A 26,831-nucleotide genomic window follows, 5' to 3' on the forward strand; every position below is an offset into this window, starting at 1 on the left:
CGCCGGCGCGTGCCGTCAGCGGCCGGCCGGTCATGAATGCGGTCACGTCATGCCAGTACGCCCGCCGCCGGCACATAGGGCAGGCCGAGCGCCAGCGCGACGGCTTCGTACGTGATGTGTCCGTCGCATACGTTCAGGCCCGCGCGCAGATGCGGATCGTCGATCATCGCCTGCTTCCAGCCCTTGTCGGCGAGCGCGAGCGCATGGGTGAGCGTCGCGTTGTTCAGCGCGAAGGTCGACGTGCGCGCGACTGCGCCGGGCATGTTCGCGACGCAGTAGTGCACGACGCCGTCGACGACGAAGGTCGGGTCCGCGTGCGTCGTCGCATGCGAGGTCTCGAAGCATCCGCCCTGGTCGATCGCGACGTCGACGACGACCGCTCCCGTGCGCATCGTCGCGATCATGTCGCGCGTGACGAGCCGCGGCGCCGATGCGCCCGGCACGAGCACGGCGCCGATCACGACGTCGGCATCGCGCACGGCTTCGTCGATCGTGTGTGCATTCGAGCAGACGGTCGCGATCCGGTTGGCGAAGACGAGGTCGAGCTGGCGCAGCCGGTTCACGTTGGTATCGAGCACGGTGACCCGTGCGCCGAGGCCGACCGCCATCTGCAGGGCGCCGGTGCCCACCACGCCCGCGCCGAGCACGACGACATGCGCGGCCGGCACGCCGGGCACCCCGGCCATCAGCAGGCCACGCCCGCCGCGCGGGCTTTCGAGATGGGTCGCCGCGACCTGGATCGACATGCGCCCGGCCACCTCGCTCATCGGCGCGAGCAGCGGCAGGCCACCACCGGGGCCCGTCACGGTTTCGTACGCGATGCAGACGGCGCCGGACTTCACGAGCGCGGCCGCCTGGTCGGGATCGGGCGCGAGATGCAGGTACGTGTAGAGGATCTGGCCGCGTCGCAGCATCGCGCATTCCGCCGGCTGCGGCTCCTTGACCTTGATGATCATGTCGGCGCGCGCGAAGACTTCGTCGGCGCCGTCGCAGAGCGATGCGCCCGCGGCCGTGTAGTCGTTGTCGAGCAGGCCGATCGCCGTGCCCGCGCCGCGCTGCACCAACACGCGATGGCCGTGCCGCGTCAGTTCGCGCGCGCCGGCCGGCGTGAGGCCCACGCGATATTCGTGGTTCTTGATCTCTTTCGGCACACCGATCAGCATGAGTCGCCTCCATGGCCTTCGTTATCGTTGTCGTGCAGGTGCGCATGCGGCGAACGGTGCACGTGCGGCCGATCGCGCAGGGGCGTATCGGCGCAGGACTGGAATATCAGGGTAGTAGTGCGCGGAGGGAAGTCAAGCGGCCGGACCGCGTGCACAGGCGCGCGCACTGCATCGCAACATGCGCGGTTCCGGGTGGCGGGTTGCGACCGGAGGTCGCAATGCACGTGTTGCGGGGTTTCGGTATCGTCACACGTGTCGCGGACCGGGGCCGCGCGCCGGAACCTTGCCGGCGACACATCGAGATAACGAGACAACGACACGAGGACATCGACTGACATGACCGGAGCGTATTTCAGCGTGCCGACGCTTTGCGCAATCGCGCTCGTTCACGTCTACTGGGCGTTGGGCGGGCGGCGCGGCAAGGGGGCGGCCATTCCGGAGCAGGACGGCGAGCCGCTATTGCGGCCGACCGCCATCGGCACGCTCGCGGTCGCGGTGGCGTTACTGGGCGGCGCGTGCGTGGTTGCCGCGCGTGCCGGCTGGCTGGGGCCGAACACGTATCCCGGCACGATCTCGTTCGCGGTCGTTGCGTTCGCACTGATCTTCGCGGTGCGGGCCGTCGGCGATTTCCGTTACGTCGGCTTCTTCAAGCGGATTCGCGGGTCGCGTTTCGCACGCATGGACACGCTGTATTACTCGCCGCTTTGCGCGGCGCTGGCGCTGTCCATCGCGTCGATGTTCTGGCCGTGGTGAGCGCGCGTCTCAGCGCGCGGGCCCGTCGATCTCTTTAAGAAATTCCGCCGGCACGGTGTCGGTCAGCCATACGCCGTTTTCCGCGACGAAGAACGTGTGGCCTTGCCGATGCATGCGTTGCGCATCGACTTCGAGTATCGCGGGCACGCCGTAGCGTGTGCCGACGGCCAGCGCCGTCCGGATGTCCGGCGACAGATGCACGTGATGACGGGCGCCGGGTTTCAGCCCTTGCACCCGAATCGAATCCAGGAAGCGCGTCGCCGTGCCGTGATACAGGCGCTCGGGCGGCGGCGCGGTGGGATAGCGGCGCTGCACGACGGGCGTCGAATGGCCTTGGACCGCACGGATGCGATGGCCGTCGTCGGAAAGGGCGAAGCGCTGCTTGTCGTTGGTCGCGCAGACGGTTTCGAGCGTCGCACGATCGAGGTGGAGCCCGCGGCGGGCAACGCCGGTAAGCAGTGCGTCGATATCGGCCCAGCCTTCCGGGTCGAGTTGCAGCCCGATCGACTGCGGTGCGTGGCGCAGCAGGTAGCTGAGATATCGGCTGATGCCGGTCGCGTCGGTCGCCGGCAGTTCATTCTTCTGGTGTGGTTTCATCAGACGCGGAGGCTACCAGAGCACCCCGCAAAAGGGCACGCCCCGGTACCCCGCGTGGCTGGAAAGAGACAACCTTTGGCGCCGCTCGCCACACGACAATCGTCGACCTGACGCCCCTCATCAGTCGGCGTTCACGCGATCCTTGCCGATTCCGACTCCCCGATTTTTCAATTGTTGCGATTTTCGATGCATTGAATTGCACTGATACGACACTCATTGGAACCGGTTCCATCTATAATTCGCGGCACTTGTCGCCGGACCCGCAAGAGGGTCGTGCACGTCGCGCTTGCTGTCGGCAAATGCGGCGTCTAAGTTGAATGAGGGTCGTGAGCGATGAGGGGCAGATGCGGGTAGATGCCTGCATTTGTCAGACGATAAGGCTCGCGAAGAAGCCGATCCGTGCAGCGCAACCTGAATTGGCGCGATGCGCGGCTGCATGAAGGCACTGCCGTGCATGGCACGGGCGGCGCCTGCAGCGAGGTTGTTCGCAACAGATGAAAGAACAGGACGGCCAGCCGCATGCGGCATGGCTGCCATGCCGGGCATGTCGCATGCGGAGTGCGCGCGTCCGGGCCCCGATCCCCAACGATCAACATCCGACCATGTCCACGCCACCTGACAAACCCAACTCGCGCCGCCGTTTCCTGCGCACGTCGGTCGCGCTCGTGCCGATCGCGTCGGTCGCCGGCTGCGACCTGCGTTCGTCGTCGCCTTCCGCGACGACCGGCAACGCGCCCGGTGCATCGGCCAACGCCGAACGCGCGCCGTACAAGCCGACCTTCTTCGATGCGAAGGAATGGGCGTTCGTCCAGGCCGCGGTCGACCGGCTGATTCCGGCCGACGCCGAAGGCCCCGGCGCGCTCGAATCGGGCGTGCCCGAATTCATCGACCGCCAGATGGAGACGCCGTATGCGCACGGCGCGACCTGGTACATGCAGGGGCCGTTCCAGCAAGGCGTGCCCGAGCTCGGCTACCAGCTGAAGCTGGTGCCGCGCGACATTTACCGGCTCGGTATCGCGGCGGTCAACCGTTATTGCGAGAAGACCCACGGCAAGGCGTTCGCGGATCTCGACGCGCCGACGCGCGACACCGTGCTCGGCGCGCTGGAGAAGGGCGGCGCGCAGATCGACGACGTGCCGCCCGGCGTGTTCTTCGGTCAGTTGCTGCAGAACACGCGCGAAGGTTACTTCTGCGATCCGGTGCATGGCGGCAATCACGACATGGCCGCGTGGAAGATGATCGGCTTTCCGGGCGCGCGCGCGGACTTCATGGATTTCGTCAACCAGAACGGCAAGTCGTATCCGTACGGCCCCGTCTCGATCAACGGGGAGCGCAGCTGATGGCCGCAGAGAAAAAGCCGCATGTCGATGCGGTGATCGTCGGCTTCGGCTGGACCGGCGCGATTCTCGCGAAGGAACTGACCGAAGCGGGCCTGAACGTGGTCGCGCTCGAGCGCGGCGAGTATCGCGACACCTATCCGGACGGCGCGTATCCGAACACGATCGACGAGCTGACCTACAACATCCGCAAGAAGCTGTTCCTCGACCTGTCGAAGACGACCGTGTCGATCCGCCACGGCCTGCAGGACACCGCGCTGCCGTACCGGCAGCTCGCCGCGTTCCTGCCGGGCGAAGGCGTGGGCGGCGCGGGGCTGCACTGGTCGGGCGTGCATTTCCGGATCACGCCGGAAGAGCTGCGCCTGCGCAGCCACTATGAAGAGCGCTACGGCAAGAAGTTCATCCCCGAAGGGATGACGATCCAGGACACGGGCGTGACCTACGAGGAGCTCGAGCCGCATTTCGACTTCGCCGAGAAGGTGTTCGGCACGTCGGGGCAGGCGTACAAGGTCGGCGGCAAGGTGGTCGGCGACGGCAACGTGTTCGAGGCGAACCGCAGCGACAACTTCCCGCTGCCCGCGCAGCTCAATACCTATTCGGCGCAGCGCTTCTCCGATGCCGCCAAGTCGCTCGGCCTGCATCCGTACCGGCTGCCGTCGGCGAACACGTCCGGGCCGTACACGAACCCGTACGGCGTGCAGATGGGCCCGTGCAACTTCTGCGGCTACTGCAGCGGCTACGCGTGCTACATGTACTCGAAGGCGTCGCCGAACCTGAACATCCTGCCCGCGCTGAAGCAGGCGCCGAACTTCGAGTTGCGCTCGAAGTGCCACGTGCTGCGCGTCGACCTCGACGATACGAAGAAGCGCGCGACGGGCGTGACCTACGTCGACCCGGCCGGGCGTGAAGTGCACCAGCCGGCCGATCTCGTGATCGTGGCCGCGTTCCAGTATCACAACGTGCACCTGCTGCTGCTCTCGGGCATCGGCAAGCCGTACGACCCGATCTCGGGCGAAGGTGTCGTGGGCCGCAATTTCGCGTACCAGAACCTGTCGACGATCAAGGCGTTCTTCGACAAGGACACCTACACGAATCCGTTCATCGGCGCGGGCGGCAACGGCGTCGCGGTGGACGATTTCAACGCGGACAACTTCGACCACGGCCCGCTCGGCTTCGTCGGCGGCTCGCCGCTGTGGGTGAACCAGGCCGGCGTGAAGCCGATCAGCGGCATCGCGACGCCGCCCGGTACGCCGCAGTGGGGCTCGGCGTGGAAGAAGGCGGTCAAGGACAACTACGCGCATACGATCTCGATGGACGCGCACGGCACCAACATGTCGTACCGCGACGTCTACCTCGACCTCGATCCGACCTATCGCGATTCGTACGGCCAGCCGCTGTTGCGGATGACCTTCGACTGGAAGGACAACGACATCAAGATGGCGCAGTACGTGACCGGGCAGATGAAGAAGATCGCGGAGGCGATGGGGCCGAAGGCGATCAGCGTATCGACGCGCGAGTTCGGCAAGCACTTCGATTCGCGCGCGTACCAGACGACTCACCTCGTCGGCGGCGCGATCATGGGCACCGACCCGAAGACGAGCGTGCTGAACCGTTACCTGCAGTGCTGGGACGTGCACAACGTGTTCGTGATGGGCGCATCGGCGCTGCCGCAGGGCATCGGCTACAACCCGACCGGGATCATCGCGGCGCTGGCCTACTGGTCGGCACGTGCGATCCGCGAGCAATACCTGAAAAATCCCGCCCCGCTGGTGACCGCATGAAGAGGACGATGAACCACAACGTCGCGCGCCGGATGTCGCGCGCGCTGGCGGCCGGTGCGGCCTGGGCCGCGTTCGGCTTTGCGGGCACGGCGGCGTTCGCGCAGCCCGCCACTCCCGCGGCGGCTTCCGGCCCTGCGGCCGCACCTGCGGCCCAATCCGCCGACGCGGCCCTGATCAAGCGCGGCGAATATCTCGCGCGGGCAGGCGACTGCATCGCGTGCCACACCGCGAGCGGCGGCAAGCCGTTCGCGGGCGGGCTGAAATTCGACACGCCGATCGGCGGGATCTACTCGACGAACATCACGCCGGACCCGAAAACGGGCCTGGGCGGCTGGAGCGTCGAGGACTTCACGCGTGCGGTGCGCGAAGGCGTGCGCAAGAACGGCGACACGATGTATCCGGCCATGCCGTTCCCGTCCTACGCGCGCCTGACCGACGACGACATGAAGGCGCTGTACGCGTACTTCATGCATGGCGTCGCGCCCGTCGAGCACGAGAACCGCGCGGTCGACATCGTGTGGCCGCTGTCGATGCGCTGGCCGCTCGGGATCTGGCGCAAGATGTTCGCGCCGACGCCGAAGCCGTTCGACGCGGCGCCGTACACCGATCCGGTGGTCGCGCGCGGGGCGTATCTCGTGCAGGGTCTCGGCCACTGCGGCGCGTGCCATACGCCGCGCGCGCCGACCATGCAGGAGCGCGGGCTGACCGACGCGGATGGCCCGGACTTCCTGGCCGGCGGCGCGGCGATCGACGGCTGGGTGCCGACGAGCCTGCGCGGCGAGCCGCGCACGGGCCTCGGCACGTGGACGGAAACCGAGATCGTGCAGTTCCTGAAGACGGGCCGCACGCTGCGCACGGCCGCGTTCGGCGGGATGACGGACGTGGTCGGCCACAGCATGCAGCACATGACCGACGACGACCTGAACGCGATCGCGCGCTACCTGAAGACGCTGCCGCCGCGCGTGCAGGGCGAGCAGCCGCACGTGTACGACGCGGCGGCCGCGAAGGCGCTGCAGACCGGTGACGCGAGCAAGCCGGGCGCGGCCGTCTATCGCGACAACTGCATGGCCTGCCACCGCAGCGACGGCCACGGCTACACGCGCGTGTTCCCGGCGCTGGCAGGCAACCCGGTCGTGCAGGGCGACGATCCGACCTCGCTGATCCACGTCGTGCTGGAGGGCAGCGCGCTGCAGGGTACGCGCACCGCGCCGTCGACGTTCACGATGCCGCCGTTCGGCTGGCGCCTGTCGGACCAGGAAGTCGCGGACGTGTCCAACTTCGTGCGCACGAGCTGGGGCAACACGGGGGCTGCCGTGACGGCCGCGCAGGTTGCGAAGGTGCGCAAGAGCGTGCCGTCGACCCGGCCCGAACCGCCGCCCGGCGCGCGGTTCCCGCAAGCGTCGCGCTGACGGGGCGGCGGGGCGCCGGCCCCGCCTGTCCGATGTGCATCAAGGCGCCGCCGGTTCCGCGCGGCGCCTTTTGTTTCGCCGGGGGTTGCACCCCGCAAAGGCGCGCCAATACGTGAAATTTTCGCGGCGGCGCGCCATTTTTCCGCCTCATCCCTTATCCTTTCGTTCTTGAACCTTACTAAATAGTTACAAGAACTTCGGGAGGGGGGATGCCTCATGACGTCAGCCTGATTGCGTTGCTCGCGGCCGGTTTCGGTCTCGCGATGGTCTTCGGTTATTTCGCGTCGCTGTTGAAAATGCCGCCGCTCGTCGGCTATCTGCTTGCCGGGATCGTGATCGGCCCCGGCACGCCCGGCTTCGTCGGCGACCTGTCGCTCGCGCAGCAGCTCGCCGAAGTCGGCGTGATGCTGCTGATGTTCGGCGTCGGCCTGCATTTCTCGCTCGGCGATCTGCTCGCGGTGCGCAAGATCGCGCTGCCGGGCGCGATCGTCCAGATTACGGTGGCCACGCTGCTCGGCGGCGGGCTCGCGCTCACGTGGGGCTGGAGCGTCGGCGCGGCGCTCGTGTTCGGGCTCGCGCTGTCGGTCGCGAGCACGGTGGTGCTGCTGCGTGCGCTCGAAGGGCGCGGGCTGGTCGAGACGGTCAACGGGCGCATCGCGGTCGGCTGGCTCGTCGTCGAGGATCTCGTGATGGTGCTCGTGCTGGTGCTGCTGCCGCCCGTCGCGGGGCTGCTCGGCGGCACGCCGCCCGGCGACGCGCAGGCGGCCGGCGGCAGCGTGTGGGGCACGCTCGGCGTCACGATGCTGAAGGTCGCGGCGTTCATCGCATTGATGCTGGTGGTCGGCAAGCGCGTGTTTCCGCGCATTCTGTGGCTCGTCGCGCGCACCGGCTCGCGCGAGCTGTTCACGCTGTGCATGATCGCGGCCGCGGTCGGCATCGCGTTCGGCGCGGCGAAGCTGTTCGACGTGTCGTTCGCGCTCGGCGCGTTCTTCGCCGGGATGATGATGCGCGAGTCGGAATTCAGCCGGCGCGCGGCCGACGAGACGCTGCCGCTGCGCGATGCGTTCTCGGTGCTGTTCTTCATCTCGGTCGGGATGCTGTTCGACCCGAAGATCCTGCTCGCGGAGCCGCTGCACGTGATCGAGGTCGCGGGGATCGTGGTGATCGGCAAGACGCTCGCGGCGGTCGCGCTCGTGATCGCGTTCCGCTATCCGCTGAATACCGCGCTGACGGTTGGCGCGGGGCTCGCGCAGATCGGCGAGTTCTCGTTCATCCTCGCCGGGCTCGGCCGTGCGCTGGGGCTGTTGTCGGCCGAGGGGCAGAGTCTGATTCTGGCCGTCGCGCTGATCTCGATCGCGATGAACACGCTGCTGTTCGCGATGATCGATCCGGCGCTCGCATGGATCCGCAAGCATTCGGCGTTCGCGCGCAAGCTCGAGGCCCGCGACGATCCGCTCGCCGCGCTGCCGATGTCGACGCCGCAGACGCACCTGACCGGGCAGGTCGTGATCGTCGGCTACGGCAAGGTCGGTACTCGAATCGCGCACGCGCTGGACGAGCGCGGCATCGCGTATGTCGTCGTCGAGCAGAATCGCGAGCTCGTCGAGAAACTGCGTGCGGAAGGTGTCGCGGCCGTGTCGGGCGACGCGATCGAGCCGATCGTGCTCGTGCAGGCGCATATTGCGCGCGCCGGGATGCTGGTCGTCACGCTGCCCGACGTGTTCGACGTGCGGCAGATCGTCGAGATCTCGCGCACCTTGAATCCGGCGCTCGAGGTCGTGCTGTGCACGAACAGCGGTGACGAGGCCGCACTGTTGTCGAGCGAGGGGATCGGCATCGTGTTCATGGGGGAGTCCGAACTGGCGCGCGGGATGACCGAGCACGTGCTCGGCAGGATGACGAAGCCGGCGGTCGCAGCGTCGCATTGACGGCGCGCGGCATCGCGCCGCGTACCGGGCAGGGCGCGGCGGCCCGGGCGGGCCGAGGCGCGTAAAAATGGCTGGAGGCGACGGCGGGAACGCTCAAATGATGCGCTGCGTTCCTGGATCGAATGACGGTGCCCGATGACCGGGAAGTCCGAGGCCGTGACGAGGCCGTCGGAGCGTGACGCGCGCGCCGGGACGGCGGCGCGTCGCGCGGGCTGCGCCGATCAACCCGCCGCCGTATTTGCCTGCGCCGGCGCTTTCGATGGCGAGGCAGTCTTCAGGGATGCGGCGGCTTTCGGCGCAGCGGCTGTTTTGGCCTGCGTCGCCGACGCTTTCGGTGCAGCCACCGTCTTTTGCGGCGCAACGGCCTTCGCCGGCGGCGTCTTCTCGGGCTCGACCGGCGCGTCGGGCGGCACGCCGAGCAACTGCAGCGAGCCGCTCGTGACCGACGCGAACACCGGGCCGGCCACCGTGCCGCCGTAGTAGCCCTTGCCGCGCGGCTCGTCGATCATCACCGCGACGATCAGGCGCGGGTTGCTCATCGGCGCCATCCCGGCGAACAGCGCGCGGTACTTGCCCTTCGCATAGGTCGCGCCAACCTGCTTGCGCGCGGTACCCGTCTTGCCGCCGATCCGGTAGCCGTCGACGCGCGCGCGGCGCCCCGTGCCGCCTTCGCCGACCGCCATCTCGAGCATCGAACGGATCGCCGCGGCCGTTTGCGACGACGTCACGCGGTGGCCGCGATGCGCGTCGATCGTCTGCTGGTCGGTGCCGTTCTTCAGCAGCGACACCGGGTGCAGCGTGCCGTCGCCGGCATAGGCCGTGTAGGTTTGCGCGATCTGCAGCAGCGACATCGACAGGCCGTAGCCGTACGCCATCGTCGCCTGCTCGATCGGCCGCCAGCGCTTGTAGCCGCGCAGCCGGCCCGACGCGACGCCCGGGAACGTGAGTTCCGGTGCGCGGCCGATGCCGTATTCCTGGTATTTGTTCCAGATCGTTTCGGCAGGCAGGTTCAGCGCGAGCTTCGCGAGCGCGACGTTGCTCGACTTCTGCAGCGCCTGCGACACCGTCAGCGACCCGTGATTCGACGTGTCGTGGATCACGGCCGGGCCGATCTTGTAGGTGCCCGGCGACGTGTTGATGATCGTGTTCGGCGTGACCTTGCGCTCGTCGATCGACAGCGCGACGACGAGCGGCTTGATCGTCGAGCCCGGCTCGAACGTGTCGATCACCGCGCGGTTGCGCAACTGCTGGCCGGTGAGGCGCGCGCGGTCGTTCGGGTCGAAGGTCGGGTAGTTCGCAAGCGCGAGGATCTCGCCGTTCTGCGCGTCGAGCACCACGACGCTGCCGGCCACCGCGTTGTTCTCGACCACGGCGGCCTTGAGCTGGCTGAACGCGAGCTGCTGGATGCGGCGGTCGATCGTCAGTTCGATCGTCGCGCCGTGCTGCGCCGGGACGAGCGGGCGCGTGTCCGACACGATGCGGCCGAGCCGGTCGCGGATCACCTCGCGCTGCCCGGACGTGCCCACCAGGCGCGCATTCGCGGCAAGCTCGACGCCTTCCTGCCCCTTGTCCTCGACGTTCGTGAAGCCGACCACGTGCGCGGCCGATTCGCCTTCCGGGTAGAAACGCTTCGAATCGGCGATCTGCGTGATGCCGTCGATCGCGAGTTTGTCGAGCTTGCCCGCGGTGTCCGCGTCGACCTGCCGCTTGAGCAGCACGAACGTCTTGTCGTTGCCGAGGCGCCGCTTGACCTCGGCGAGCGGCATGTCGAGCAGCTTCGAGATCTGCGGGTAGTCGGTGTCGGCGACCTGTTTCGGGTTCGCCCAGATTTCATAGGTCGACAGGCTGACGGCAAGCATCGCGCCGTTGCGGTCGACGATGCGCCCGCGCGTCGCGTCGAGCTCGATCGTGCGCTGGTAGCGTTTCTGACCCTGGCCGACGTAGAACTCCTTGTTCGCGACCTGCACCCAGAAGGCGCGGCCGATCAGCGCGGCGAACGCGAGGAACACGATGATCACGATCAGCTTCGAGCGCCACATCGGCAGGCGCGACGCGAGCATCGGATTTTTGGTCGCGGCCGCGTACGGATCGGCGGGGTGGGTCTTCTTTTTCACGCTCATGCAATGGCCGGGTCGGGCCGCCCGGAGGCGGCGAGTGAGTCTGAATAATGCGATTGTAATAAAGGAGTAAACGCCGTGTGGGGAAAGTATGTTCCGGCCCCGAGAAAATACCGGTATCGGCGCGCTCGCACAGCGGGTGAAAAAGGGGGAACGGCGCGGCGGGAGCGGCATTTTCCCGGAGCCGCTGACGATGAAACTCCGGGTGACTCGCGACGTGCAGAACGGGAGCAGGGATTTCAGGTATGGATCGACGCCGATCCTCCGGTGTGCGATCAATTGATCGGCGCGCGGTTATTTCTTTAAACCGTGAAATGAAAAACGCCCCGGAATGGGGCGCCGTTAATGCTGAATATCGAAATGAATATCGCTGAAACCGGAATAAACCCGAAAACCGCAGACGAATTACATCGATAGTTTCTATCGGGCGACGGAAATGAATTCCCGGTATTCCGGTTCGCTCGTGCAACGATCGACAGCCTGCAGTCGCCACGCGCCGGGGTGATTGCCGGCGAGCACCGCGGGGCCCTGTTCGCGCTGCATCGCATCGAACGACAGTCCCTTCAACTGGCACACGGCATTCCCGCCGTCGGCCGCGCAGAGCGCCATGGCGCCCTCGACGTCGCGGACCTTGCCCCAGGTCGGAAGATCCATGCCTTGATGTGCCTCGCGCGACCACAGGCCCTCGTCGGTATCGACCCACAGTACCGCGAACGCGTGCCGGGTTGCCGATTCGCTGCCATTAATCCGAATGGTGAGGCGCATTGTGATCGTCTCCTAAAAAAATGACACATTCGACCGTTTTGACTTGATCAGTCTAGATAGACTGGTGTGAAACGCAAGTGATAATCCGCAATAAATTCATATTGAGTCCATTGCGATTTCAGATGGAACGACGTCTGACGATTCATGGTTATTCCGACCGGGCACCCGCCAACACGCGCGTACCGGCGATCGCGGTGCCGATGGGGGAGGGTCGATCATCGAGACATGGGATGACATGCCCGCGAGGCGCGTCGATCTGTCGCGCATGACCGGGTCGACCCGGGCGGCACCGCACCGTCGGAGCGCGGGCCGAGCGGATGTTGCGGGATGTTGACGGCGCGCCCGGTACGACACACTCCGACAATCCCATACAAATCGGCACACTTTCACGAAACTTTCGGGACAGACTTGCCTGCGGTCGGGCCCCACACTGGAATCTTCCCGATCTAGCGCCGCGGACGCCCGTCCTCGGCGGCTGCCGCCGCCTCGTGCCAGAGACGCGATCGACGCGATCGCGGGCCGCACGCCCGATCGGGACTGCCGGGGGCGCGTCAGGCCCCGGCCCGGCCGGTGAGCCGTGCGCAGCCCGCAACCGCGGGCGTCGCGCCGCCCGGCCGACTCTTCGAAGGAGACTATCGTGCTGATCTGGAAAACCGCGTTGTCGCTCAACTGGCGGACGAGCCTCGTGTCGCCGGCCAGCGCACCGGTCGCGGCGGCGAACGTCGGGCGGCTGGTGCTGACCGGCGCAACCGGCTTCATCGGCAGTACCGTGCTGACGGCGCTCGTCAATGCGGGGCTGCTCGAGCGCATCGTCTGCGTCGTGCGGGCGCAAGATCGCGGCCACGCCGTCGCGCGGCTGCGCGAAGCGGCGCTGCGCGCGGGGCTGGCGCCGTACTGGGCGTCGCGCCTGACCGATGCGAACGTGGTCGTCGGTGCGCTCGGCGACGTGTGGCAGGGCGCCGACGCGCCGCGCCTCGCCGCCGCGACGCACGTGATTCATTGCGCGGGCCATGCGTCGCCGGCCGACGGCGTGCACCTGCGGGCCGACATCGCCGATGCGGTGCGCTTCGCCGAACGCTTCGCCCGGGCGCCGCGCCTGCAGCGCTTCGTGTACGTCGGCACGGCCTATGCGCATGCGGGCCGCGGCGGGATCGTGCAGGAAGAAGCAGCGGCCGCTGCGGCGAACGACGGCGCGCGCGACGCAGAAGGCCTGCCGGGTGCGGTGCTCGCGGCGGACTACCTGCATGCGAAGGCCGAGACCGAGCAGCGGCTGCGGGCGCTCGGGCTGCCGCTCGTCGTGGTGCGGCCGTCGCATGTGGTCGGCCACACGGTGCTCGGTACGCGGCCCGCGCCGAATTCGTTCTGGATGTTCCGGCTCGCGCATGCCGCGCGCCGCTTCACCGCGCGGCCGATGACGCGCATCGACATCGTGTCGGTGGACGACGTGGCGCGTGCAACGATGCTGCTGGCCGTCAAGCCGACGCTCGCGCACGACCTGTATCACGTGTCGGCCGGCGACGAGGCACCGCAGGTCGCGCAGATCGTGCGTGCGATGGACGAGGCGGCGGGGATGACGGGCGCGCCGCGCTACGCGGCATGTGCGCCGGCCGAGTTGCCGCTCGTGGTGCGCGATGTGCTGGGGCGGACCGATCCGGCACTCGAACGCGTGATCGGCCGGGCACTGCAGCGCTGCGGGGAATTCGCGACGGTCGATCGCGTGTTCGACAACCGCCGCGTGCGCGACGAAATCGATTTCGAGCCGTTGCCGTTCCTCGATTACGTCGAGGAATGCATGCGCACGTCGCGCGGCGTGGCCGTGACCGAACTGATGCGCGGCACGGTGCACTGATCGCCCGTGCCGCACCGGCGCCCGTTCCCGCGGCTGGCGGGAACGGGCGCCGTTTTCACGTGTTACCGCCGAGCTCGATGAGCCGGTCGAGCGCGCGATAGATGTCTTCGAGGCCGTCCTGGCCGAACCGCGATTCGAGCTGCCGGTACTGCTCGTCGATCCGCGGACCGATTTCCGTGACCAGTTTCCTGCTTTGCGGTGTCAGGCTGACCAGCAGCCGGCGCTGATCTTCCTGCGCGCGCGTGCGCGTGATCAGGCCGTCGCGCTCCATCCGTTCCAGCACGCCCGTCAGGCTCGGGCTCAGGATGCAGCAGCGTCGTGCGATCTGTCCCGCTTCGAGCGACTGAGCCGGTTCGCCGTCGAGCACGCGGATGATGCGCCATTGCTGTTCGGTCAGCGCGAATTCCTTGAGAATGGGCCGAAACAGACCCATCAGCGTTTCGCGGGCCTCGAGCAGCAGCATGGCCAGGTTGCGGTGGTCGAGCGTACGGTTCATCGGGGAGAGCAGAGGACGGGGACGCATCAATCTTAACAGCCGCGGGTAGTGAATTTCGCCTATCAGGGTAATCGAGGTTGCCAGCGTTCGATTGTTTACTTAAGATATTAACTATTGACGATGCGCCGCGACGCGCGGCAGGGGAATGACGCATGGAGCTGTCTTGCACGACCGCCGCGGCGCCGCCGTTGCCGGTCGCCATCGGTACCGTCTACGGTGCGCTGCTCAACGAGCGCGCGGCGCTCGACGCGCTCGGCGATGCCGTGAACGCACCGCCTTACGGCCGCCCGCCACAGGCGCCGATCCTGTACATCAAGCCCGCCAACACGCATGCGAGCGACGGCGCGGCCGTCGTCGTGCCCGCCGGTGTCGACGCGCTGGAGATCGGCGCGTCGGTGGCCGTCGTGTTCTCCCGGCGCGCGACGCGCGTGCCGGCCGTACAGGCACTCGACTACCTTCACGGTTTCACGCTCGCGAGCGACGTGTCGGTGCCGCATCCCGATTACTACCGTCCGGCCGTGCGCTTCAAGTGCCGCGACGGCTTCTGCCCGCTGGGCCCGGCCATCGTGCCGGCCTCTGCGCTGGGCGATGTCGACGCGATCGGCCTGAGCGTGCGGATCGACGGCGAGGTGGCCGTATCTGCCTCGACGGCCACGCTGATTCGCCCCGTGCGCGAATTGATCGCCGACGTGACGGCCTTCATGTCGTTCGACGCGGGCGACGTGCTGTTGCTCGGTGTCGCCGGCGGCGCACCGCGCGCCCGCGCGGGCAGCACGATCGAGATTGCCGCCGCCGGCCTCGGCACGTTGCGGCACACGCTGATCGCGGAGGAAGCACGATGAGGACGGCGCGCGTGATCTACAACGGCGCACTGCATGCGGCCGAACCGGCCGGCGACGGTGCGATCCGCCTCGATACGGGGTGCGTCGTCGCGGAAGAGCGGGTCGAATGGCTGCCGCCCGTCACGCCGCGCACGACGTTCGCGCTCGGTCTCAACTACGCCGACCACGCGAAGGAGCTCGCGTTCAAGGCGCCGAGCGAGCCGCTGATCTTCCTGAAGGGGCCGAACACGTTCATCGGCCACCGGTCGCGCACCGTGCGCCCGGTGGATGCCACTCACATGCATTACGAATGCGAGCTCGCCGTCGTGATCGGCCGGCCCGCGCGCAACGTGAGCCGCGCGCAGGCGCTCGACTACGTGGCCGGCTATACGGTCGCGAACGACTACGCGATCCGCGACTATCTCGAGAACTACTACCGTCCGAACCTGCGCGTGAAGAACCGCGACACCTGCACGCCGCTCGGGCCGTGGTTCGTCAGCCGCGACGAGATCGGCGATGCGGGCGACCTGACGCTGCGCACGACGGTGAACGGCCAGGAGACGCAGCGCGGCAGCACGCGCGACATGATCTTCGACGTGCCTGCGCTGATCGAGCACATCAGCGGCTTCATGACGCTCTCGCCGGGCGACCTGATCCTGACCGGCACGCCCGAGGGGCTGGCGGACACGAAGCCGGGCGACGAGGTCGTGACCGAGATCGAGGGGATTGGCCGGCTCGTGAACACGATCGTCGGCGAAGCAGACTACTATCGCGCCGGCTGAGCCGGTCGCCCAAGGAGAGAGCATGAGCATCAAGCACTGGATCGACGGCCGCGAAGTCGAGAGCCGCGAGACGTTCACGACGCTGAATCCCGCGACGGGCGAGGTCATCACCGACGTCGCATCGGGTGGCGAGGCCGAAGTCGACGCGGCCGTGCGCGCCGCGAAGGCAGCGTTCCCGAAATGGGCGAACACGCCCGCCAAGGAGCGCGCGAAGCTGATGCGCAAGCTCGGCGAGCTGATCGAGAAGAACGTGCCGATGCTCGCGGCGCTGGAGACGCAGGACACCGGGCTGCCGATCGCTCAGACGAGCAAGCAGCTGATTCCGCGCGCGTCCGAGAACTTCAACTTCTTCGCGGAAGTGTGCGTGCAGATGAACGGCCGCACCTATCCGGTCGACGACCAGATGCTGAACTACACGCTGTACCAGCCGGTCGGCGTGTGTGCGCTGGTGTCGCCGTGGAACGTGCCGTTCATGACCGCGACGTGGAAGACGGCGCCGTGTCTCGCGCTCGGCAACACGGCCGTGCTGAAGATGTCGGAACTGTCGCCGCTGACGGCCGACCAGCTCGGCCGCCTCGCGCTCGAAGCCGGCATTCCGCCCGGCGTGCTCAACGTCGTGCAGGGCTATGGCGCGACGGCCGGCGATGCACTCGTGCGCCATCCCGACGTGCGTGCGGTGTCGTTCACCGGCGGCACGGTGACCGGCAAGCGGATCATGGAGCGTGCCGGTCTCAAGAAGTATTCGATGGAGCTCGGCGGCAAGTCGCCGGTGCTGATCTTCGACGATGCCGATTTCGACCGCGCGCTCGATGCATCGCTGTTCACGATCTTCTCGATCAATGGCGAACGCTGCACGGCCGGCTCGCGGATCTTCGTGCAGCGCACGATCTACGACCGCTTCGTGCAGGAATTCGCGCGCCGCGCGAACAACCTGGTGGTCGGCGATCCGTCCGATCCGGCCACGAACCTCGGTGCGATGATTACGCGCCAGCACTGGGAGAAGGTGACGGGCTATATCCGCATCGGCGAGCAGGAAGGCGCACGCGTGGTCGCGGGCGGCGCGGACAAGCCGGCGGGCCTGCCCGACCATCTGCGCAACGGCAACTTCGTGCGGCCGACCGTGCTGGCCGACGTCGACAACCGGATGCGCGTCGCGCAGGAAGAGATCTTCGGGCCGGTCGCGTGCCTGATCCCGTTCGAGGACGAGGAAGAAGGGCTGCGGCTCGCGAACGACACGTCGTACGGGCTGGCCTCGTACATCTGGACGCAGGATGTCGGCAAGGTGCATCGCCTCGCACGCGGCATCGAGGCCGGGATGGTGTTCGTGAACAGCCAGAACGTGCGGGACCTGCGTCAGCCGTTCGGTGGCGTGAAGGAATCGGGCACCGGGCGCGAGGGCGGCGAATACAGTTTCGAGGTGTTCGCGGAGATCAAGAACGTGTGCATTTCGATGGGTTCGCATCATATTCCGCGCTGGGGCGTGTGACGGGCGCGGGTGGTCTGGCAGCACAAATGATTCCTTGGCCGGCACGCTGGCCGAGCATGGGGTTGGAGTAAGCGCTAAAGCGCTAACTCCGGCCGACAGGAGACTTGAACGATGGGCAAACTGTCCCTCGCCGCGAAAATCACGCACGTGCCGTCGATGTACCTGTCGGAAATGCCCGGCAGGCATCACGGCTGCCGCGAAGCGGCGATCCGCGGCCATCAACTGATCGGCGCGCGCTGCCGTGCGCTCGGCGTCGACACGATCGTCGTGTCGGACGTGCACTGGCTCGTCAACGCCGGCTATCACGTGAACTGCAATGCGCAGTTCTCGGGCACGTACACGAGCAACGAGCTACCGCATTTCATCCGCGACATGCAGTACGCGTATCCGGGCAACCCGGCGCTCGGCCGGCTGATCGCCGAGACGGCCAGCGAGCGCGGGATCGCGACCCGCGCGCACGAGATCGACAGCCTCGAACTCGAATACGGCACGCTGGTGCCGATGCGCTACATGAACGCCGACCAGCACTTCAAGGTCGTGTCGATCGCCGGCTGGTGCATGTGGCATCAGCTCGACGAAAGCCGCCGCTTCGGCGCGGCGCTGCTCGAAGCGATCGAGAAGAGCGATTCGAACGTCGCATTTCTCGCGAGTGGTTCGTTGTCACATCGTTTCAACGACAACGGCAGCCCCGAGGAATCGATTCACGAGATCAGCCGCGAATTCTTCCGGCAGGTCGACCTGCGCGTGGTCGAGCTGTGGAAGCAGGGGGATTTCAAGACCTTCTGCGCGATGCTGCCCGAGTACAACACGCATTGCCACGGCGAAGGCGGGATGCACGACACCGCGATGCTGCTCGGCTTGCTCGGCTGGGATCGCTACGACAAGCCTGTCGAGATCGTCACCGACTACTTTGCAAGTTCGGGCACCGGACAGATCAACGCGATCTTTCCGTTGTCCTGAACGCTTCGCCACGCATTCGACAGGAGACCAGCCATGCCCCATATCGTCGTCGAATACACCGCGAACATCCGCGACGACGCACGTCTTCCCGTGCTGCTGCGCACGATCAACGCTACGTTGATCGCGCAGGGCGGCGTGTTCCCGACGGGCGGCATCCGCTCGCGCGCGATCGAGCTGCAGGACTATTGCGTGGCCGACGGCACGGGGGACGACGCATTCGTCCACGTGACGCTCAAGATCGGCTCGGGCCGTACCGACGAGCAGAAAAAGGCCGCGTGCGACGCCCTGTTCGACGCGATCAAGGCGCATTTCGCGGAGTTGTACGCGAAACGCTACCTGGCGCTGTCGATGGAACTGACCGAGTTCAGCGAAAGCGGCTCGTACAAGCACAACAACATCCACGCCCGCTACAAGCGGGCCGGCTGAACCCCATTCCCGATCCGACCATGCTCGAACCCGCCATCATCGACCAGCTCGCGCAGCGTCTGCACGACGCCGAGCGCGAGCGCAAGCAGATCCGCCAGATCTCGCTCGACCATCCCGACATCACGATCGACGACGCGTACGCGATCCAGCGCACGTGGGTCGCCCTCAAGCTCGCGGAAGGCCGCACGCTGAAGGGCCACAAGATTGGCCTGACGTCGAAGGCGATGCAGAACACGTCACAGATCGACGAGCCCGACTACGGCGCGTTGCTCGACGACATGTTCTTCGCCGACGGCGGCACGATTCCCACCGGCCGCTTCATCGTGCCGCGCGTCGAGGTCGAGCTCGCGTTCGTGCTCGGCAAACGGCTCACCGGCCCGGACTGCACGATCTTCGACGTGTACGACGCGGTCGACTACGTGGTGCCGGCGCTCGAGATCATCGACGCCCGCAGCCAGTCGATCGACCCCGATACGAAGCGGCCACGCAAGGTGTTCGACACGATCGCCGACAACGCGGCGAACGCGGGCGTCGTGATCGGCGGGCGGCCGGTGAAACCGCAGGACGTCGACCTGCGCTGGGTCGCGGCGATCATGTCGCGCAACGGCGTGGTCGAGGAAACGGGCGTCGCGGCCGGCGTGCTGAACCATCCGGCGAATGGGGTTGCGTGGCTCGCGAACCGGCTGGCTCGCTTCGACGTCGCGCTGGAGCCGGGGCAGATCGTGCTCGGCGGCTCGTTCACGCGGCCGTGCGCGGCACGGCCGGGCGACACGTTCAGCGTCGACTACGGCTCGCTCGGGACGATCCAGTGCTACTTCGAGTGAGGTGAACGAGCGATGCAGATTCCTTCGAATGTCTTCAAGGCGGCGCTCGCGCGTGGCGACGCGCAGATCGGGCTGTGGCTCGGACTCGCGAATCCGTACAGCGCCGAAGTGGTTGCGGGCGCCGGTTTCGACTGGCTGCTGATCGACGGCGAGCATGCGCCGAACACGGTGCCGACGATCCTCGCGCAACTGCAGGCGATCGCGCCGTATCCGTCGCATCCGGTCGTGCGCGTGCCGTGGAACGATCCGGTGATCGTCAAGCAGGTGCTCGACCTCGGGGCGCAGACGTTGCTCGTGCCGATGGTGCAGAGTGCCGACGAGGCGCGCGCGGCGGTGGCGGCGACGCGTTATCCGCCGCACGGGATTCGTGGCGTGGGCAGTGCGCTGGCGCGTGCGTCGCGGTGGAATCGCGTCGGTGACTACCTGCATCGCGCGAACGACGAGATGGCCGTGCTCGTACAGGTCGAGACGCGGGCGGGGCTCGACGCGATCGATGCGATTGCGCGGGTCGAAGGTGTGGACGGCGTGTTCATCGGACCGGCGGATCTCGCGGCCGATCTCGGGCATCTCGGCAATCCGGGGCATCCGGACGTGCAGGCGGCGATCGATGGCGCGATCCGGACGATCAAGGCGGCCGGCAAGGCGCCGGGGATTTTGAGCGCCGATGAGGCGGCCGCGCGGCGCTATCTGGAGGCGGGGACGTTGTTTGTTGCGGTCGGGGTGGATACGACGCTGCTGGCGAGGGGCGCGGAGCGGTTGGCTGCGCTGTTCAAGGGGAAGGGGGAGCAGGCCGAGACGACGGGGGACGGTACGTATTGACCCGATGGCAGAAGCTGGCGTTTTCCGTCTACTGGGCGCCAACCTTCCGCACGCGGATTCGTATCTCCGGATCGCCACGCTCATTCCTCTCCACGGCGCCCTGTTTCCATATACCTCCCCGGCGTCGTCCCCAACGCGCGCCGGAACATGTCGATGAACGCGCTGACGTTGTCGTACCCGAGATCGAGCGCGATCGTCGTCACCGGCACGCCGTCGGCAATGCGCTCAAGCGCCCTCAGCAGCCTGGCCTGCTGACGCCACTGCGCGAACGTCAGCCCCGTTTCCGCGACGAAGCGGCGGCTCATTGTCCGCGCGCTGATGCCGGCCCATTCGGCCCATTCCTCCAACCGCCGGTTGTCCGCTAGATCGGCGGCAAGCGCATCGGTGATCTTCATCAGCCGCGGATCTTGCGGCCGCACCAGCCCCAGTGCCTCGACTTCCGACGACGCGATTTCATCAAGGATCACGTCGGCGATCCGCGTCCGAGCGGCATCCAGCGCCGAACCCTCCCAACTCGCCGCGCGCTGCACGGCTTCGCGCAGCAGCGGCGTCGTGCGGATCGCGCGTGGCGTATCCGGCAGCGCCGCGCATCGTGCTTCGGCAACGAACGCCGACCAGCCGGAAATCGGTCCGAACGAGCGCAGCGAATGCCGGCAATGCGGCGGAATCCAGATTGCATGGATCGCCGGCACGACCCAGTCCTGATCGTCGAGACCGATCGTCAGCAGCCCGCTCAGCGCGCCGACGAGCTGGCCGCGCGCGTGCGAGTGGGATGGCGTCACGCGCGGGTCGCGTTGCGACAGGACGGCCGCGACGACGAACGGGCCGTCGTCGGACGTGACGAATCGGGCGGGCAGGAGTGGATCGGACATGGCCGGATATCGGGATCGAATGGCCGTTATACCGGAGATCGGCCGGATTCGCACGCCTACACTGGGTCCATCGATGACAACCGGAGTACGACACGATGCGAGCCGAACAGATGCTTCCCGACCATGCCGACCGGATCGAGGCCGACGGAACGACGATCCGCAAGGGCACCGTCGGCGCGTTCCTGGTCAACGCGCGGGTGCTGACCGACCCGAACGCCGCGCCGGCCGACCGGGCGCGCGCGGAAGCCGACACGATCGATGCATTACCCGCGTTGCGCGCGCTTGGCCTGTTCGACGTGCTGGACGTACGCGATCCCGCGCTGCGGGCGTGGCTCGATGCGCAATGACGGGTGCAGCAATCGTTGATCGAAATCCCCGATTCGAGGAGCAATCATGAAAGCAGCAGTCGTGACGGGCGCCGGCGAGCGTCCCGTCCATATGGAATTCGACGCGCCGCGCGCGATGCCGGGCCATCGCCTGATCGACGTGACGGCGTCCGCGCTGAGCCGGATCGCGCAGGGGCGTGCGTCAGGTACGCACTACTCGTCGGACGGGCGTTATCCGTTCGTCGTCGGCGTCGACGGCGTGGGTTGTCTCGACGACGGGCAACGCGTCTATTTCTTCGGTGCGCCCGCACCGTTCGGCGCGATGGCCGAGCGGACGATCGTGCCCGATACGCGGTGCGTGCCGCTGCCCGATGCGCTCGACGACGTCACGGCCGCGGCGATCGCGATTCCCGGGATGTCGTCGTGGGCCGCGCTGTCCGAGCGTGCGCGGCTCGTCGCGGGCGAGACGGTGCTCGTCAACGGCGCGACGGGTACGTCGGGGCGGCTGGCGGTGCGGATCGCGAAGCATCTCGGCGCTGCGAAGGTGATCGCGACGGGCCGCAACGCGGCGGCGCTGCAGGCATTGCTGCACGCGGGTGCGGATGCCGTCGTATCGCTGCAGCAGGACGACGCGCATCTGGCGCGTGCGCTCGAGCCGCATTTCCGTGCCGGCGTGGACGTCGTGCTCGACTATTTGTGGGGGAGCAGCGCGCAGACGCTGCTGGTTGCCGCGGCGAAGGCGACCCCCGATGGCCGCCGGCTGCGCTTCGTGCAGATCGGCTCGATCGGCGGCGCGGATGTGCTGTTGCCGGGCGCGGTGCTGCGGGCGACGGCCATCGAGCTGATGGGCAGCGGCCTCGGCAGTGTGCCGCTGCCGCGCCTGCTGGCCTCGGTGCGCGGCGTATTCGACGCGGCCAGGCCGGCGGGGCTGGCAATCGACACGCGCACGGTGCCGCTGTCGGCTGTCGGCGAACACTGGGGCGATGTGAACAGTCTCGTGCGCCCGGTGTTCACGATGCGCGAAGGCGGATGACGAACAGGCGGCGCACCGCCTGTCCGCACGCACGGCTGGGGCCGTTTCGCACGCGATCTCGTCAGGATACCGACGGGTCCTGCGAATCGGTTCGTGCAACGACCAACGGTAGGGTGGCCCGTCGCGAACGGGCGAACGGGCGGGTGGCGGCGCGCAACACACGCGCCGCCACCCGCCGTCAACCTCAGAACCGCTGCTGAATCCCCGCCGTCACCCCGACCTGCGTGGTGCCGTACCCGTTGACATCGCGCGATACACCGACCTTCTGCCCATGCTTCCCGATCGCGAACGCACCGGCCGCGTACAGCACCGTGCGCTTCGACAGCGCGTAATTCGCACGCATCGACACGAGCGTCGGATCGGCATCCGTGCCGCCCTTGATGTTCTGGTGATACACGGCGCCGATCAACGAGAACGTCGGCGTGAACTGGTACGACCCGCCGACCCAGTACATGTCGCTCAACTGGTTCGCGGCGCTCGTGCGATACGTGCGCTTGTAGTTGCGGTAGCCGGCCATCGTCTTCAGGTTGCCGAAGTCGTAGCTCAGGCCCGCATGAATCCCCTGGACGTAGTTGACCGTATCGGCCGGCGTGACGCTATCGGCCGCGCCGTTCTGCCGGTCGAACGCGACCACCGCGCCGAACGGGCCTTGTTCGTAGCCGACCGCGAAGTCGTATTTCGAGCTGGTCTTCATGCTGCCCGGCACGTTGCCGAAGCCGTACAACGCGCCGAACTTGAAGCCGCTGAATTCACCGTCGTAGCGCACCGCATTCGACGAGCGCGTGAACATGCCGTCCTTGCGGCCGCCGGTCGCCATCGACGACGAGGCCCACGAGTAGTTCTGCGCGTAACCCATCGGGTCGAACGGCAGCATGTAGTCGTAGGTGACGGTGTAGTTGCGGCCGAGCGTCAGTTCGCCCCATTTGCCCTTCAGGCCGACCGTCGCGCGGCGCGCGAAGATCGAGTCGGGGCCGTCGTCGAGCGCGCCGTTCGCGAGGTCGATCCCGCTTTCCAGCCGGAACACGGCCTTCAGCCCGCCGCCGAGATCCTCGACGCCGCGCAGGCCCCAGCGCGACGTGTTCTTGTTGCCTGACTTGAGCTTGACGGAATTGCCGCCTTCCGGCGCTGCGTGGTTGGCGAATTCGATGCCGGCGTCCATGATCCCGTAGATCGTGACCGACGACTGCGCGTGCGCGGCCGGCACGGCGAGACAGGCTGCCGCTGCCGAACCGGTGAGGACTACTGTTCGAATGGAACGTTCTGCGCGTGACTTCATTTTGACGGTGTCTCCTTGATTTTTTGTGGGTGGTTGAAACAGAAAACGGGTACTCGTCGCGCCGATGCGCGTCTCGAAGGGAGGTGCGCGCGACTGCATGCGCGGCTGCGCGCGGGCCGCCGCGACGGGGTCAGCCCGCCTTCGCGAACGCCCAGCAGTCGTTGGCCGGGAATTCGATCCAGTGCTTGCCCGCTGCACGCGGCACGTGACCGAATGCGCGCAGGCGCATCTCGCCGCAATGGAACAGGTATTCCCAGCGGTCGCCGAGATACATCGACGTGACGAGGTCGGCCTGCAGCCGGTTCGCGCCCGGGCCGTCGGCGACCTGCACGCGTTCGAGGCGGATCACGGCCTGCGCGTCCTGGCCCGGCGCGAACGTGTCGCGGGCGAGCGCCTGCAGTTCCCAGCCGTCGCCGGCGAGCGTCACGCGTTCGCCGTCAATGGCCGCGACGCGCGCATCGATCCGGTTGTTGCTGCCCATGAACTCGGCCGTATACAGCGAGCGCGGCGCGCCGTACAGTTCGGCCGGCGTGCCTTCCTGCTCGATGCGGCCGTTGCGCAGCAGCAGGATGCGGTCGGACATCGCCATCGCTTCGGTCTGGTCGTGCGTGACGCACAGGGCCGACAGCCCGAGCGACACGATCAGTTCGCGCAGCCACGCGCGCGCTTCTTCGCGCAGCTTGGCGTCGAGGTTCGACAGCGGTTCGTCGAGCAGGATCACCGGCGGGTTGTAGACGAGCGCGCGCGCAATCGCAACGCGCTGCTGCTGGCCACCCGACAGCTGATGCGGAAAGCGTTCCGCGAGATGGCCGAGGCCGAGCTGGTCGAGTGCGGACTGCACGCGGCGCTTCTGTTCGGCCGGTGCGACGCGGCGCAGCTTCAGCCCGTAGCCGACGTTGTCGGCGACGGTGCGGTGCGGCCACAGCGCGTACGACTGGAAAACGAGGCCGAGCGAGCGTTGCTCGACGGGCAGATCGACGCGCTGCGCGCCGTCGAAGAACACGCGGTCGTCGAGCTGGATGCGGCCGTCGGACGGCTGTTCGAGGCCGGCCACCGCGCGCAGCAGCGTAGTCTTGCCGCTGCCCGACGCGCCGAGCAGACACACGACTTCGCCGGCCTTCAGTTCGAACGACACGCCCTTGAGGATCGGATTGGTGCCGTAGCTGAGGTGCAGGTCGTCGACGATGAGCTTATCCATGAAGTTTCACTCCGAAACGCAGGGCCACGCCGAGACCGGCGCCGACCATCGCGATGTTGATGACAGAAAGCGCGGCGACCTGGTCGACGGCGCCGGTCGCCCACAGCGACACGAGCAGCGCGCCGATCACTTCGGTGCCGGGCGACAGCAGGTAGACGGCCGTCGAGTATTCGCGCTCGAAGATCATGAAGATCAGGAGCCACGCGGCGAGCAGGCCGAAGCGCACGAGCGGCAGCGTCACGTCGAGCGACACGCGGCTGCGCGTCGCGCCGACGCTGCGGCCGGCTTCCTCGAGCTCGGGGCCGACCTGCAGCAGCGCGCTCTGGATGAGCCGCATCCCGTACGCGAGCCACACGACCGTGTACGCGATCCAGATGCTCCACATCGAGTTCTTCAGCTCGCGCAGGCCCGGGACGAACAGGAAGATCCACAGGAACGCGAGACCGGCGAGCAGGCCGGGCACCGCGCGCGGCAGCAGCACCAGGTAGTCGAGCAGCTTGGTGGCCCAGTCGGGGCGGCGGTGGCCGGCGAACGCGACGAGCGAATAGAAGCCGATCGCGAGCGCGCCGCCGATCACGCCGATGCCGAGCGTATTGATGATCGCGCGCACCAGGTTGTCCTGCTCGAACAGTTCGATGAAGTTCGACAGCGTCAGCACTTCGGCGAGCGCGACGCCTTCGCCCCAGTTGGTCACGAACGCGCGCAGCACGATGCCCGAGATCGGCACGATCACGGTCAGCATCAGCCACAGCGCGACGATCGCGAGCGCGACCCAGCGCCAGACGCCGAGCGGCAGCACGGTCGCGCGGCCGGCCTTGCCCTTCACGGTGACGAAGCGGTTCGCGGTCTTCAGCAGGCGGCGCTGCAGCAGCACGAGCGGGAACGTGATCGCGACGATGCACACGGCGACCGCGGCCATCAGGTGATACGACGGCACGCCGAGCTTGTTGGTCAGCTTGTACAGGTAGGTCGCGAGCACGAGGTGGCCTTCCGGGTCGCCGAGCACGAGCGGCAGCCCGAACACCTCGAAGCCGAGGAAGAACACCAGCACGCCGGCGAACAGCAGCGCGGGCATCGTCATCGGCAGGCTGACGTCGAGCGCGACGCGGAACGGGCGGGCGCCGGTCACGCGCGCGGCTTCCTCGACGTCCGAGCCGAGGTTGCGCAGTGCGGCCGACGAGTACAGGTACACGTGCGGCACGTGCGTCAGGCCGACGATCACCGTGATCGCGAAGACCGAGTACACGTTCCAGGGCACGCTCTGCACCCCGAACAGTTCCTTGAACCACACCGAGTAGAAGCCGACCGGGCCGGCGGCGACCACGTAGCCGAACGCGAGCACCATCGGCGACACGAACACCGGCGTGAGCAGCAGCGGTTCGAGCCAGCGGCGGCCGGGCAGGTCGGTGCGCACCATCAGGAACGCGAGGATGCCGCCAAGCGGGATCGAGATGAACAGCATCCCGCCGGCGATGATGAACGAGTTCTTCACGGCCGACCAGAAATCGGGATCGCTGAAGACGAAACGGAAGCCCTCGATGCCGAGCGTCTTGTTCGCATCGAAGAACGGCGCGGACAGCAGGCTCTGGAACAGGATGAAGCCGAGCGGCAGCGCGACCGCGATGGTCAGTACCGCGACGACGATCCAGCGCAGCATGCCGGCGAGCGGCTGCAGGCTGCTGACCGGTAGCGCGGGGATCGCATCGCGCGGGCCGGTGGCGGGCGGAACGGCTGGCACCGATCCGCGTGTGCTGGTTGAAAGCATGAGTTCGCCCCTGCGGCCATCCGGATGGCCGCCTCTAGGAAGTCGGTA

Annotated in this window: 24 protein-coding genes; 15 read left to right on the forward strand and 9 right to left on the reverse strand. The window is 67.4% G+C overall.

Annotated elements, in window-relative coordinates; translation table 11 throughout:
- Positions 1-47 precede the first annotated feature (47 nt).
- Positions 48-1,163 carry an alanine dehydrogenase gene (gene ald / locus CFB41_RS23535; protein ID WP_089458064.1) on the reverse strand — a complete coding sequence of 372 codons (1,116 nt, stop codon included), beginning with the start codon at positions 1,161-1,163 and terminating at the stop codon, positions 48-50.
- A gap of 336 nt (positions 1,164-1,499) precedes the next feature.
- Here ald and CFB41_RS23545 point away from each other — a divergent pair, with 336 nt between their 5' ends.
- Positions 1,500-1,916 (forward strand): DUF3995 domain-containing protein, encoded by a 417-nt coding sequence (locus CFB41_RS23545; protein WP_089458066.1) that lies wholly within the window; start codon positions 1,500-1,502, stop codon positions 1,914-1,916.
- A 9-nt stretch (positions 1,917-1,925) separates the two neighbouring features.
- On the opposite strand, the gene CFB41_RS23550 is transcribed toward CFB41_RS23545, so the two are convergent.
- The gene (locus CFB41_RS23550; RefSeq protein WP_089458067.1) at positions 1,926-2,513 is read right to left on the reverse strand and encodes an RNA 2'-phosphotransferase; all 588 of its coding nucleotides are present in this window, start codon (positions 2,511-2,513) and stop codon (positions 1,926-1,928) included.
- 602 nt (positions 2,514-3,115) lie between these two features.
- Between CFB41_RS23550 and CFB41_RS23560 the strand changes: the two genes are divergently transcribed.
- From CFB41_RS23560 to CFB41_RS23575, 4 genes are all read left to right on the forward strand, one after another.
- Complete coding sequence (locus CFB41_RS23560) at positions 3,116-3,853, forward strand: gluconate 2-dehydrogenase subunit 3 family protein (protein WP_039356908.1); 738 nt, start codon at positions 3,116-3,118, stop codon at positions 3,851-3,853.
- Positions 3,853-5,631, forward strand: coding sequence for a GMC family oxidoreductase (locus CFB41_RS23565; protein ID WP_089427650.1), 1,779 nt, complete (start codon positions 3,853-3,855; stop codon positions 5,629-5,631). The genes CFB41_RS23560 and CFB41_RS23565 overlap by 1 nt, the downstream gene beginning before the upstream one ends.
- Entirely contained in the window at positions 5,628-7,040 is a 1,413-nt protein-coding gene (locus CFB41_RS23570; RefSeq protein ID WP_089458068.1) for a cytochrome c, read from the forward strand. Before CFB41_RS23565 ends, CFB41_RS23570 begins: the two co-directional genes overlap by 4 nt.
- A gap of 209 nt (positions 7,041-7,249) precedes the next feature.
- Positions 7,250-8,968, forward strand: a complete 1,719-nt coding sequence (locus tag CFB41_RS23575; RefSeq protein WP_089458069.1) for a cation:proton antiporter — start codon at positions 7,250-7,252, stop codon at positions 8,966-8,968.
- Positions 8,969-9,189: 221 nt separating this feature from the next.
- Here the strand turns inward: CFB41_RS23575 and CFB41_RS23580 are convergent, their stop codons facing one another.
- Both CFB41_RS23580 and CFB41_RS23585 read right to left on the reverse strand, forming a co-directional pair.
- Positions 9,190-11,088: a penicillin-binding protein 2 gene (locus CFB41_RS23580; protein ID WP_089458070.1), complete on the reverse strand. Its 1,899-nt coding sequence runs from the start codon at positions 11,086-11,088 to the stop codon at positions 9,190-9,192.
- A 417-nt stretch (positions 11,089-11,505) separates the two neighbouring features.
- A complete protein-coding gene (locus tag CFB41_RS23585; RefSeq protein WP_089458071.1) occupies positions 11,506-11,850 on the reverse strand; it encodes a DUF3564 family protein in 345 nt (114 codons plus the stop codon).
- 637 nt (positions 11,851-12,487) lie between these two features.
- Between CFB41_RS23585 and CFB41_RS23590 the strand changes: the two genes are divergently transcribed.
- Positions 12,488-13,699, forward strand: coding sequence for an SDR family oxidoreductase (locus CFB41_RS23590; protein ID WP_089458072.1), 1,212 nt, complete (start codon positions 12,488-12,490; stop codon positions 13,697-13,699).
- Between the two features lie 55 nt (positions 13,700-13,754).
- Here CFB41_RS23590 and hpaR read toward each other — a convergent pair whose 3' ends face one another.
- Entirely contained in the window at positions 13,755-14,195 is a 441-nt protein-coding gene (hpaR, locus tag CFB41_RS23595) for a homoprotocatechuate degradation operon regulator HpaR (protein ID WP_089458073.1), read from the reverse strand.
- Positions 14,196-14,347: 152 nt separating this feature from the next.
- Here hpaR and CFB41_RS23600 point away from each other — a divergent pair, with 152 nt between their 5' ends.
- The 7 genes from CFB41_RS23600 to hpaI all read left to right on the forward strand — a co-directional run bounded on the left by CFB41_RS23600 (position 14,348) and on the right by hpaI (position 20,313).
- A complete protein-coding gene (locus CFB41_RS23600) occupies positions 14,348-15,037 on the forward strand; it encodes a fumarylacetoacetate hydrolase family protein (RefSeq protein ID WP_089458074.1) in 690 nt (229 codons plus the stop codon).
- The gene (locus CFB41_RS23605; RefSeq protein ID WP_089458075.1) at positions 15,034-15,798 is read left to right on the forward strand and encodes a fumarylacetoacetate hydrolase family protein; all 765 of its coding nucleotides are present in this window, start codon (positions 15,034-15,036) and stop codon (positions 15,796-15,798) included. The genes CFB41_RS23600 and CFB41_RS23605 overlap by 4 nt, the downstream gene beginning before the upstream one ends.
- Before the next feature lie 22 nt (positions 15,799-15,820).
- Positions 15,821-17,284 carry a 5-carboxymethyl-2-hydroxymuconate semialdehyde dehydrogenase gene (gene hpaE / locus CFB41_RS23610; protein ID WP_089458076.1) on the forward strand — a complete coding sequence of 488 codons (1,464 nt, stop codon included), beginning with the start codon at positions 15,821-15,823 and terminating at the stop codon, positions 17,282-17,284.
- A 111-nt stretch (positions 17,285-17,395) separates the two neighbouring features.
- Entirely contained in the window at positions 17,396-18,244 is an 849-nt protein-coding gene (hpaD, locus tag CFB41_RS23615) for a 3,4-dihydroxyphenylacetate 2,3-dioxygenase (protein WP_089458077.1), read from the forward strand.
- 33 nt (positions 18,245-18,277) lie between these two features.
- The gene (locus CFB41_RS23620; protein ID WP_089458078.1) at positions 18,278-18,670 is read left to right on the forward strand and encodes a 5-carboxymethyl-2-hydroxymuconate Delta-isomerase; all 393 of its coding nucleotides are present in this window, start codon (positions 18,278-18,280) and stop codon (positions 18,668-18,670) included.
- 20 nt (positions 18,671-18,690) lie between these two features.
- A complete protein-coding gene (gene hpaH, locus CFB41_RS23625) occupies positions 18,691-19,494 on the forward strand; it encodes a 2-oxo-hept-4-ene-1,7-dioate hydratase (protein ID WP_089458079.1) in 804 nt (267 codons plus the stop codon).
- 12 nt (positions 19,495-19,506) lie between these two features.
- A complete protein-coding gene (gene hpaI, locus CFB41_RS23630) occupies positions 19,507-20,313 on the forward strand; it encodes a 4-hydroxy-2-oxoheptanedioate aldolase (RefSeq protein ID WP_089458080.1) in 807 nt (268 codons plus the stop codon).
- Between the two features lie 80 nt (positions 20,314-20,393).
- On the opposite strand, the gene CFB41_RS23635 is transcribed toward hpaI, so the two are convergent.
- A complete protein-coding gene (locus CFB41_RS23635; protein WP_089458081.1) occupies positions 20,394-21,185 on the reverse strand; it encodes a helix-turn-helix domain-containing protein in 792 nt (263 codons plus the stop codon).
- 95 nt (positions 21,186-21,280) lie between these two features.
- On the opposite strand from CFB41_RS23635, the gene CFB41_RS23640 reads away from it, so the two are divergent.
- Positions 21,281-21,532, forward strand: coding sequence for a hypothetical protein (locus CFB41_RS23640; protein ID WP_089458082.1), 252 nt, complete (start codon positions 21,281-21,283; stop codon positions 21,530-21,532).
- A gap of 46 nt (positions 21,533-21,578) precedes the next feature.
- Positions 21,579-22,544 (forward strand): zinc-binding alcohol dehydrogenase family protein, encoded by a 966-nt coding sequence (locus CFB41_RS23645; protein WP_089458083.1) that lies wholly within the window; start codon positions 21,579-21,581, stop codon positions 22,542-22,544.
- 184 nt (positions 22,545-22,728) lie between these two features.
- On the opposite strand, the gene CFB41_RS23650 is transcribed toward CFB41_RS23645, so the two are convergent.
- The 3 genes from CFB41_RS23650 to CFB41_RS23660 all read right to left on the reverse strand — a co-directional run bounded on the left by CFB41_RS23650 (position 22,729) and on the right by CFB41_RS23660 (position 26,783).
- Entirely contained in the window at positions 22,729-23,820 is a 1,092-nt protein-coding gene (locus tag CFB41_RS23650; RefSeq protein WP_089458084.1) for a porin, read from the reverse strand.
- Between the two features lie 130 nt (positions 23,821-23,950).
- A complete protein-coding gene (locus CFB41_RS23655) occupies positions 23,951-25,018 on the reverse strand; it encodes an ABC transporter ATP-binding protein (protein WP_089458085.1) in 1,068 nt (355 codons plus the stop codon).
- Complete coding sequence (locus tag CFB41_RS23660) at positions 25,011-26,783, reverse strand: iron ABC transporter permease (RefSeq protein ID WP_089458086.1); 1,773 nt, start codon at positions 26,781-26,783, stop codon at positions 25,011-25,013. Before CFB41_RS23660 ends, CFB41_RS23655 begins: the two co-directional genes overlap by 8 nt.
- Between the last annotated feature and the right edge of the window lie 48 nt (positions 26,784-26,831).

It is taken from the genome of Burkholderia sp. AU33803, assembly GCF_002223095.1.
In the GTDB taxonomy this organism is placed as follows: domain Bacteria; phylum Pseudomonadota; class Gammaproteobacteria; order Burkholderiales; family Burkholderiaceae; genus Burkholderia.

What these genes read in the sequence shown, in the direction of transcription:
- CFB41_RS23570 (WP_089458068.1), top strand. Translation starts at nt 5,628, where the DNA reads ATGAAGAGGACGATGAACCACAACGTCGCGCGCCGGATGTCGCGCGCG.
- CFB41_RS23585 (WP_089458071.1), bottom strand. Translation starts at nt 11,850, where the DNA reads ATGCGCCTCACCATTCGGATTAATGGCAGCGAATCGGCAACCCGGCAC.
- CFB41_RS23580 (WP_089458070.1), bottom strand. Translation starts at nt 11,088, where the DNA reads ATGAGCGTGAAAAAGAAGACCCACCCCGCCGATCCGTACGCGGCCGCG.
- CFB41_RS23575 (WP_089458069.1), top strand. Translation starts at nt 7,250, where the DNA reads ATGCCTCATGACGTCAGCCTGATTGCGTTGCTCGCGGCCGGTTTCGGT.
- CFB41_RS23600 (WP_089458074.1), top strand. Translation starts at nt 14,348, where the DNA reads ATGGAGCTGTCTTGCACGACCGCCGCGGCGCCGCCGTTGCCGGTCGCC.
- hpaR (WP_089458073.1), bottom strand. Translation starts at nt 14,195, where the DNA reads ATGAACCGTACGCTCGACCACCGCAACCTGGCCATGCTGCTGCTCGAG.
- CFB41_RS23550 (WP_089458067.1), bottom strand. Translation starts at nt 2,513, where the DNA reads ATGAAACCACACCAGAAGAATGAACTGCCGGCGACCGACGCGACCGGC.
- CFB41_RS23650 (WP_089458084.1), bottom strand. Translation starts at nt 23,820, where the DNA reads ATGAAGTCACGCGCAGAACGTTCCATTCGAACAGTAGTCCTCACCGGT.
- hpaI (WP_089458080.1), top strand. Translation starts at nt 19,507, where the DNA reads ATGCAGATTCCTTCGAATGTCTTCAAGGCGGCGCTCGCGCGTGGCGAC.
- CFB41_RS23605 (WP_089458075.1), top strand. Translation starts at nt 15,034, where the DNA reads ATGAGGACGGCGCGCGTGATCTACAACGGCGCACTGCATGCGGCCGAA.
- CFB41_RS23640 (WP_089458082.1), top strand. Translation starts at nt 21,281, where the DNA reads ATGCGAGCCGAACAGATGCTTCCCGACCATGCCGACCGGATCGAGGCC.
- hpaD (WP_089458077.1), top strand. Translation starts at nt 17,396, where the DNA reads ATGGGCAAACTGTCCCTCGCCGCGAAAATCACGCACGTGCCGTCGATG.
- hpaH (WP_089458079.1), top strand. Translation starts at nt 18,691, where the DNA reads ATGCTCGAACCCGCCATCATCGACCAGCTCGCGCAGCGTCTGCACGAC.
- CFB41_RS23560 (WP_039356908.1), top strand. Translation starts at nt 3,116, where the DNA reads ATGTCCACGCCACCTGACAAACCCAACTCGCGCCGCCGTTTCCTGCGC.
- ald (WP_089458064.1), bottom strand. Translation starts at nt 1,163, where the DNA reads ATGCTGATCGGTGTGCCGAAAGAGATCAAGAACCACGAATATCGCGTG.
- CFB41_RS23635 (WP_089458081.1), bottom strand. Translation starts at nt 21,185, where the DNA reads ATGTCCGATCCACTCCTGCCCGCCCGATTCGTCACGTCCGACGACGGC.
- CFB41_RS23545 (WP_089458066.1), top strand. Translation starts at nt 1,500, where the DNA reads ATGACCGGAGCGTATTTCAGCGTGCCGACGCTTTGCGCAATCGCGCTC.
- CFB41_RS23660 (WP_089458086.1), bottom strand. Translation starts at nt 26,783, where the DNA reads ATGCTTTCAACCAGCACACGCGGATCGGTGCCAGCCGTTCCGCCCGCC.
- CFB41_RS23645 (WP_089458083.1), top strand. Translation starts at nt 21,579, where the DNA reads ATGAAAGCAGCAGTCGTGACGGGCGCCGGCGAGCGTCCCGTCCATATG.
- CFB41_RS23565 (WP_089427650.1), top strand. Translation starts at nt 3,853, where the DNA reads ATGGCCGCAGAGAAAAAGCCGCATGTCGATGCGGTGATCGTCGGCTTC.
- CFB41_RS23655 (WP_089458085.1), bottom strand. Translation starts at nt 25,018, where the DNA reads ATGGATAAGCTCATCGTCGACGACCTGCACCTCAGCTACGGCACCAAT.
- hpaE (WP_089458076.1), top strand. Translation starts at nt 15,821, where the DNA reads ATGAGCATCAAGCACTGGATCGACGGCCGCGAAGTCGAGAGCCGCGAG.
- CFB41_RS23620 (WP_089458078.1), top strand. Translation starts at nt 18,278, where the DNA reads ATGCCCCATATCGTCGTCGAATACACCGCGAACATCCGCGACGACGCA.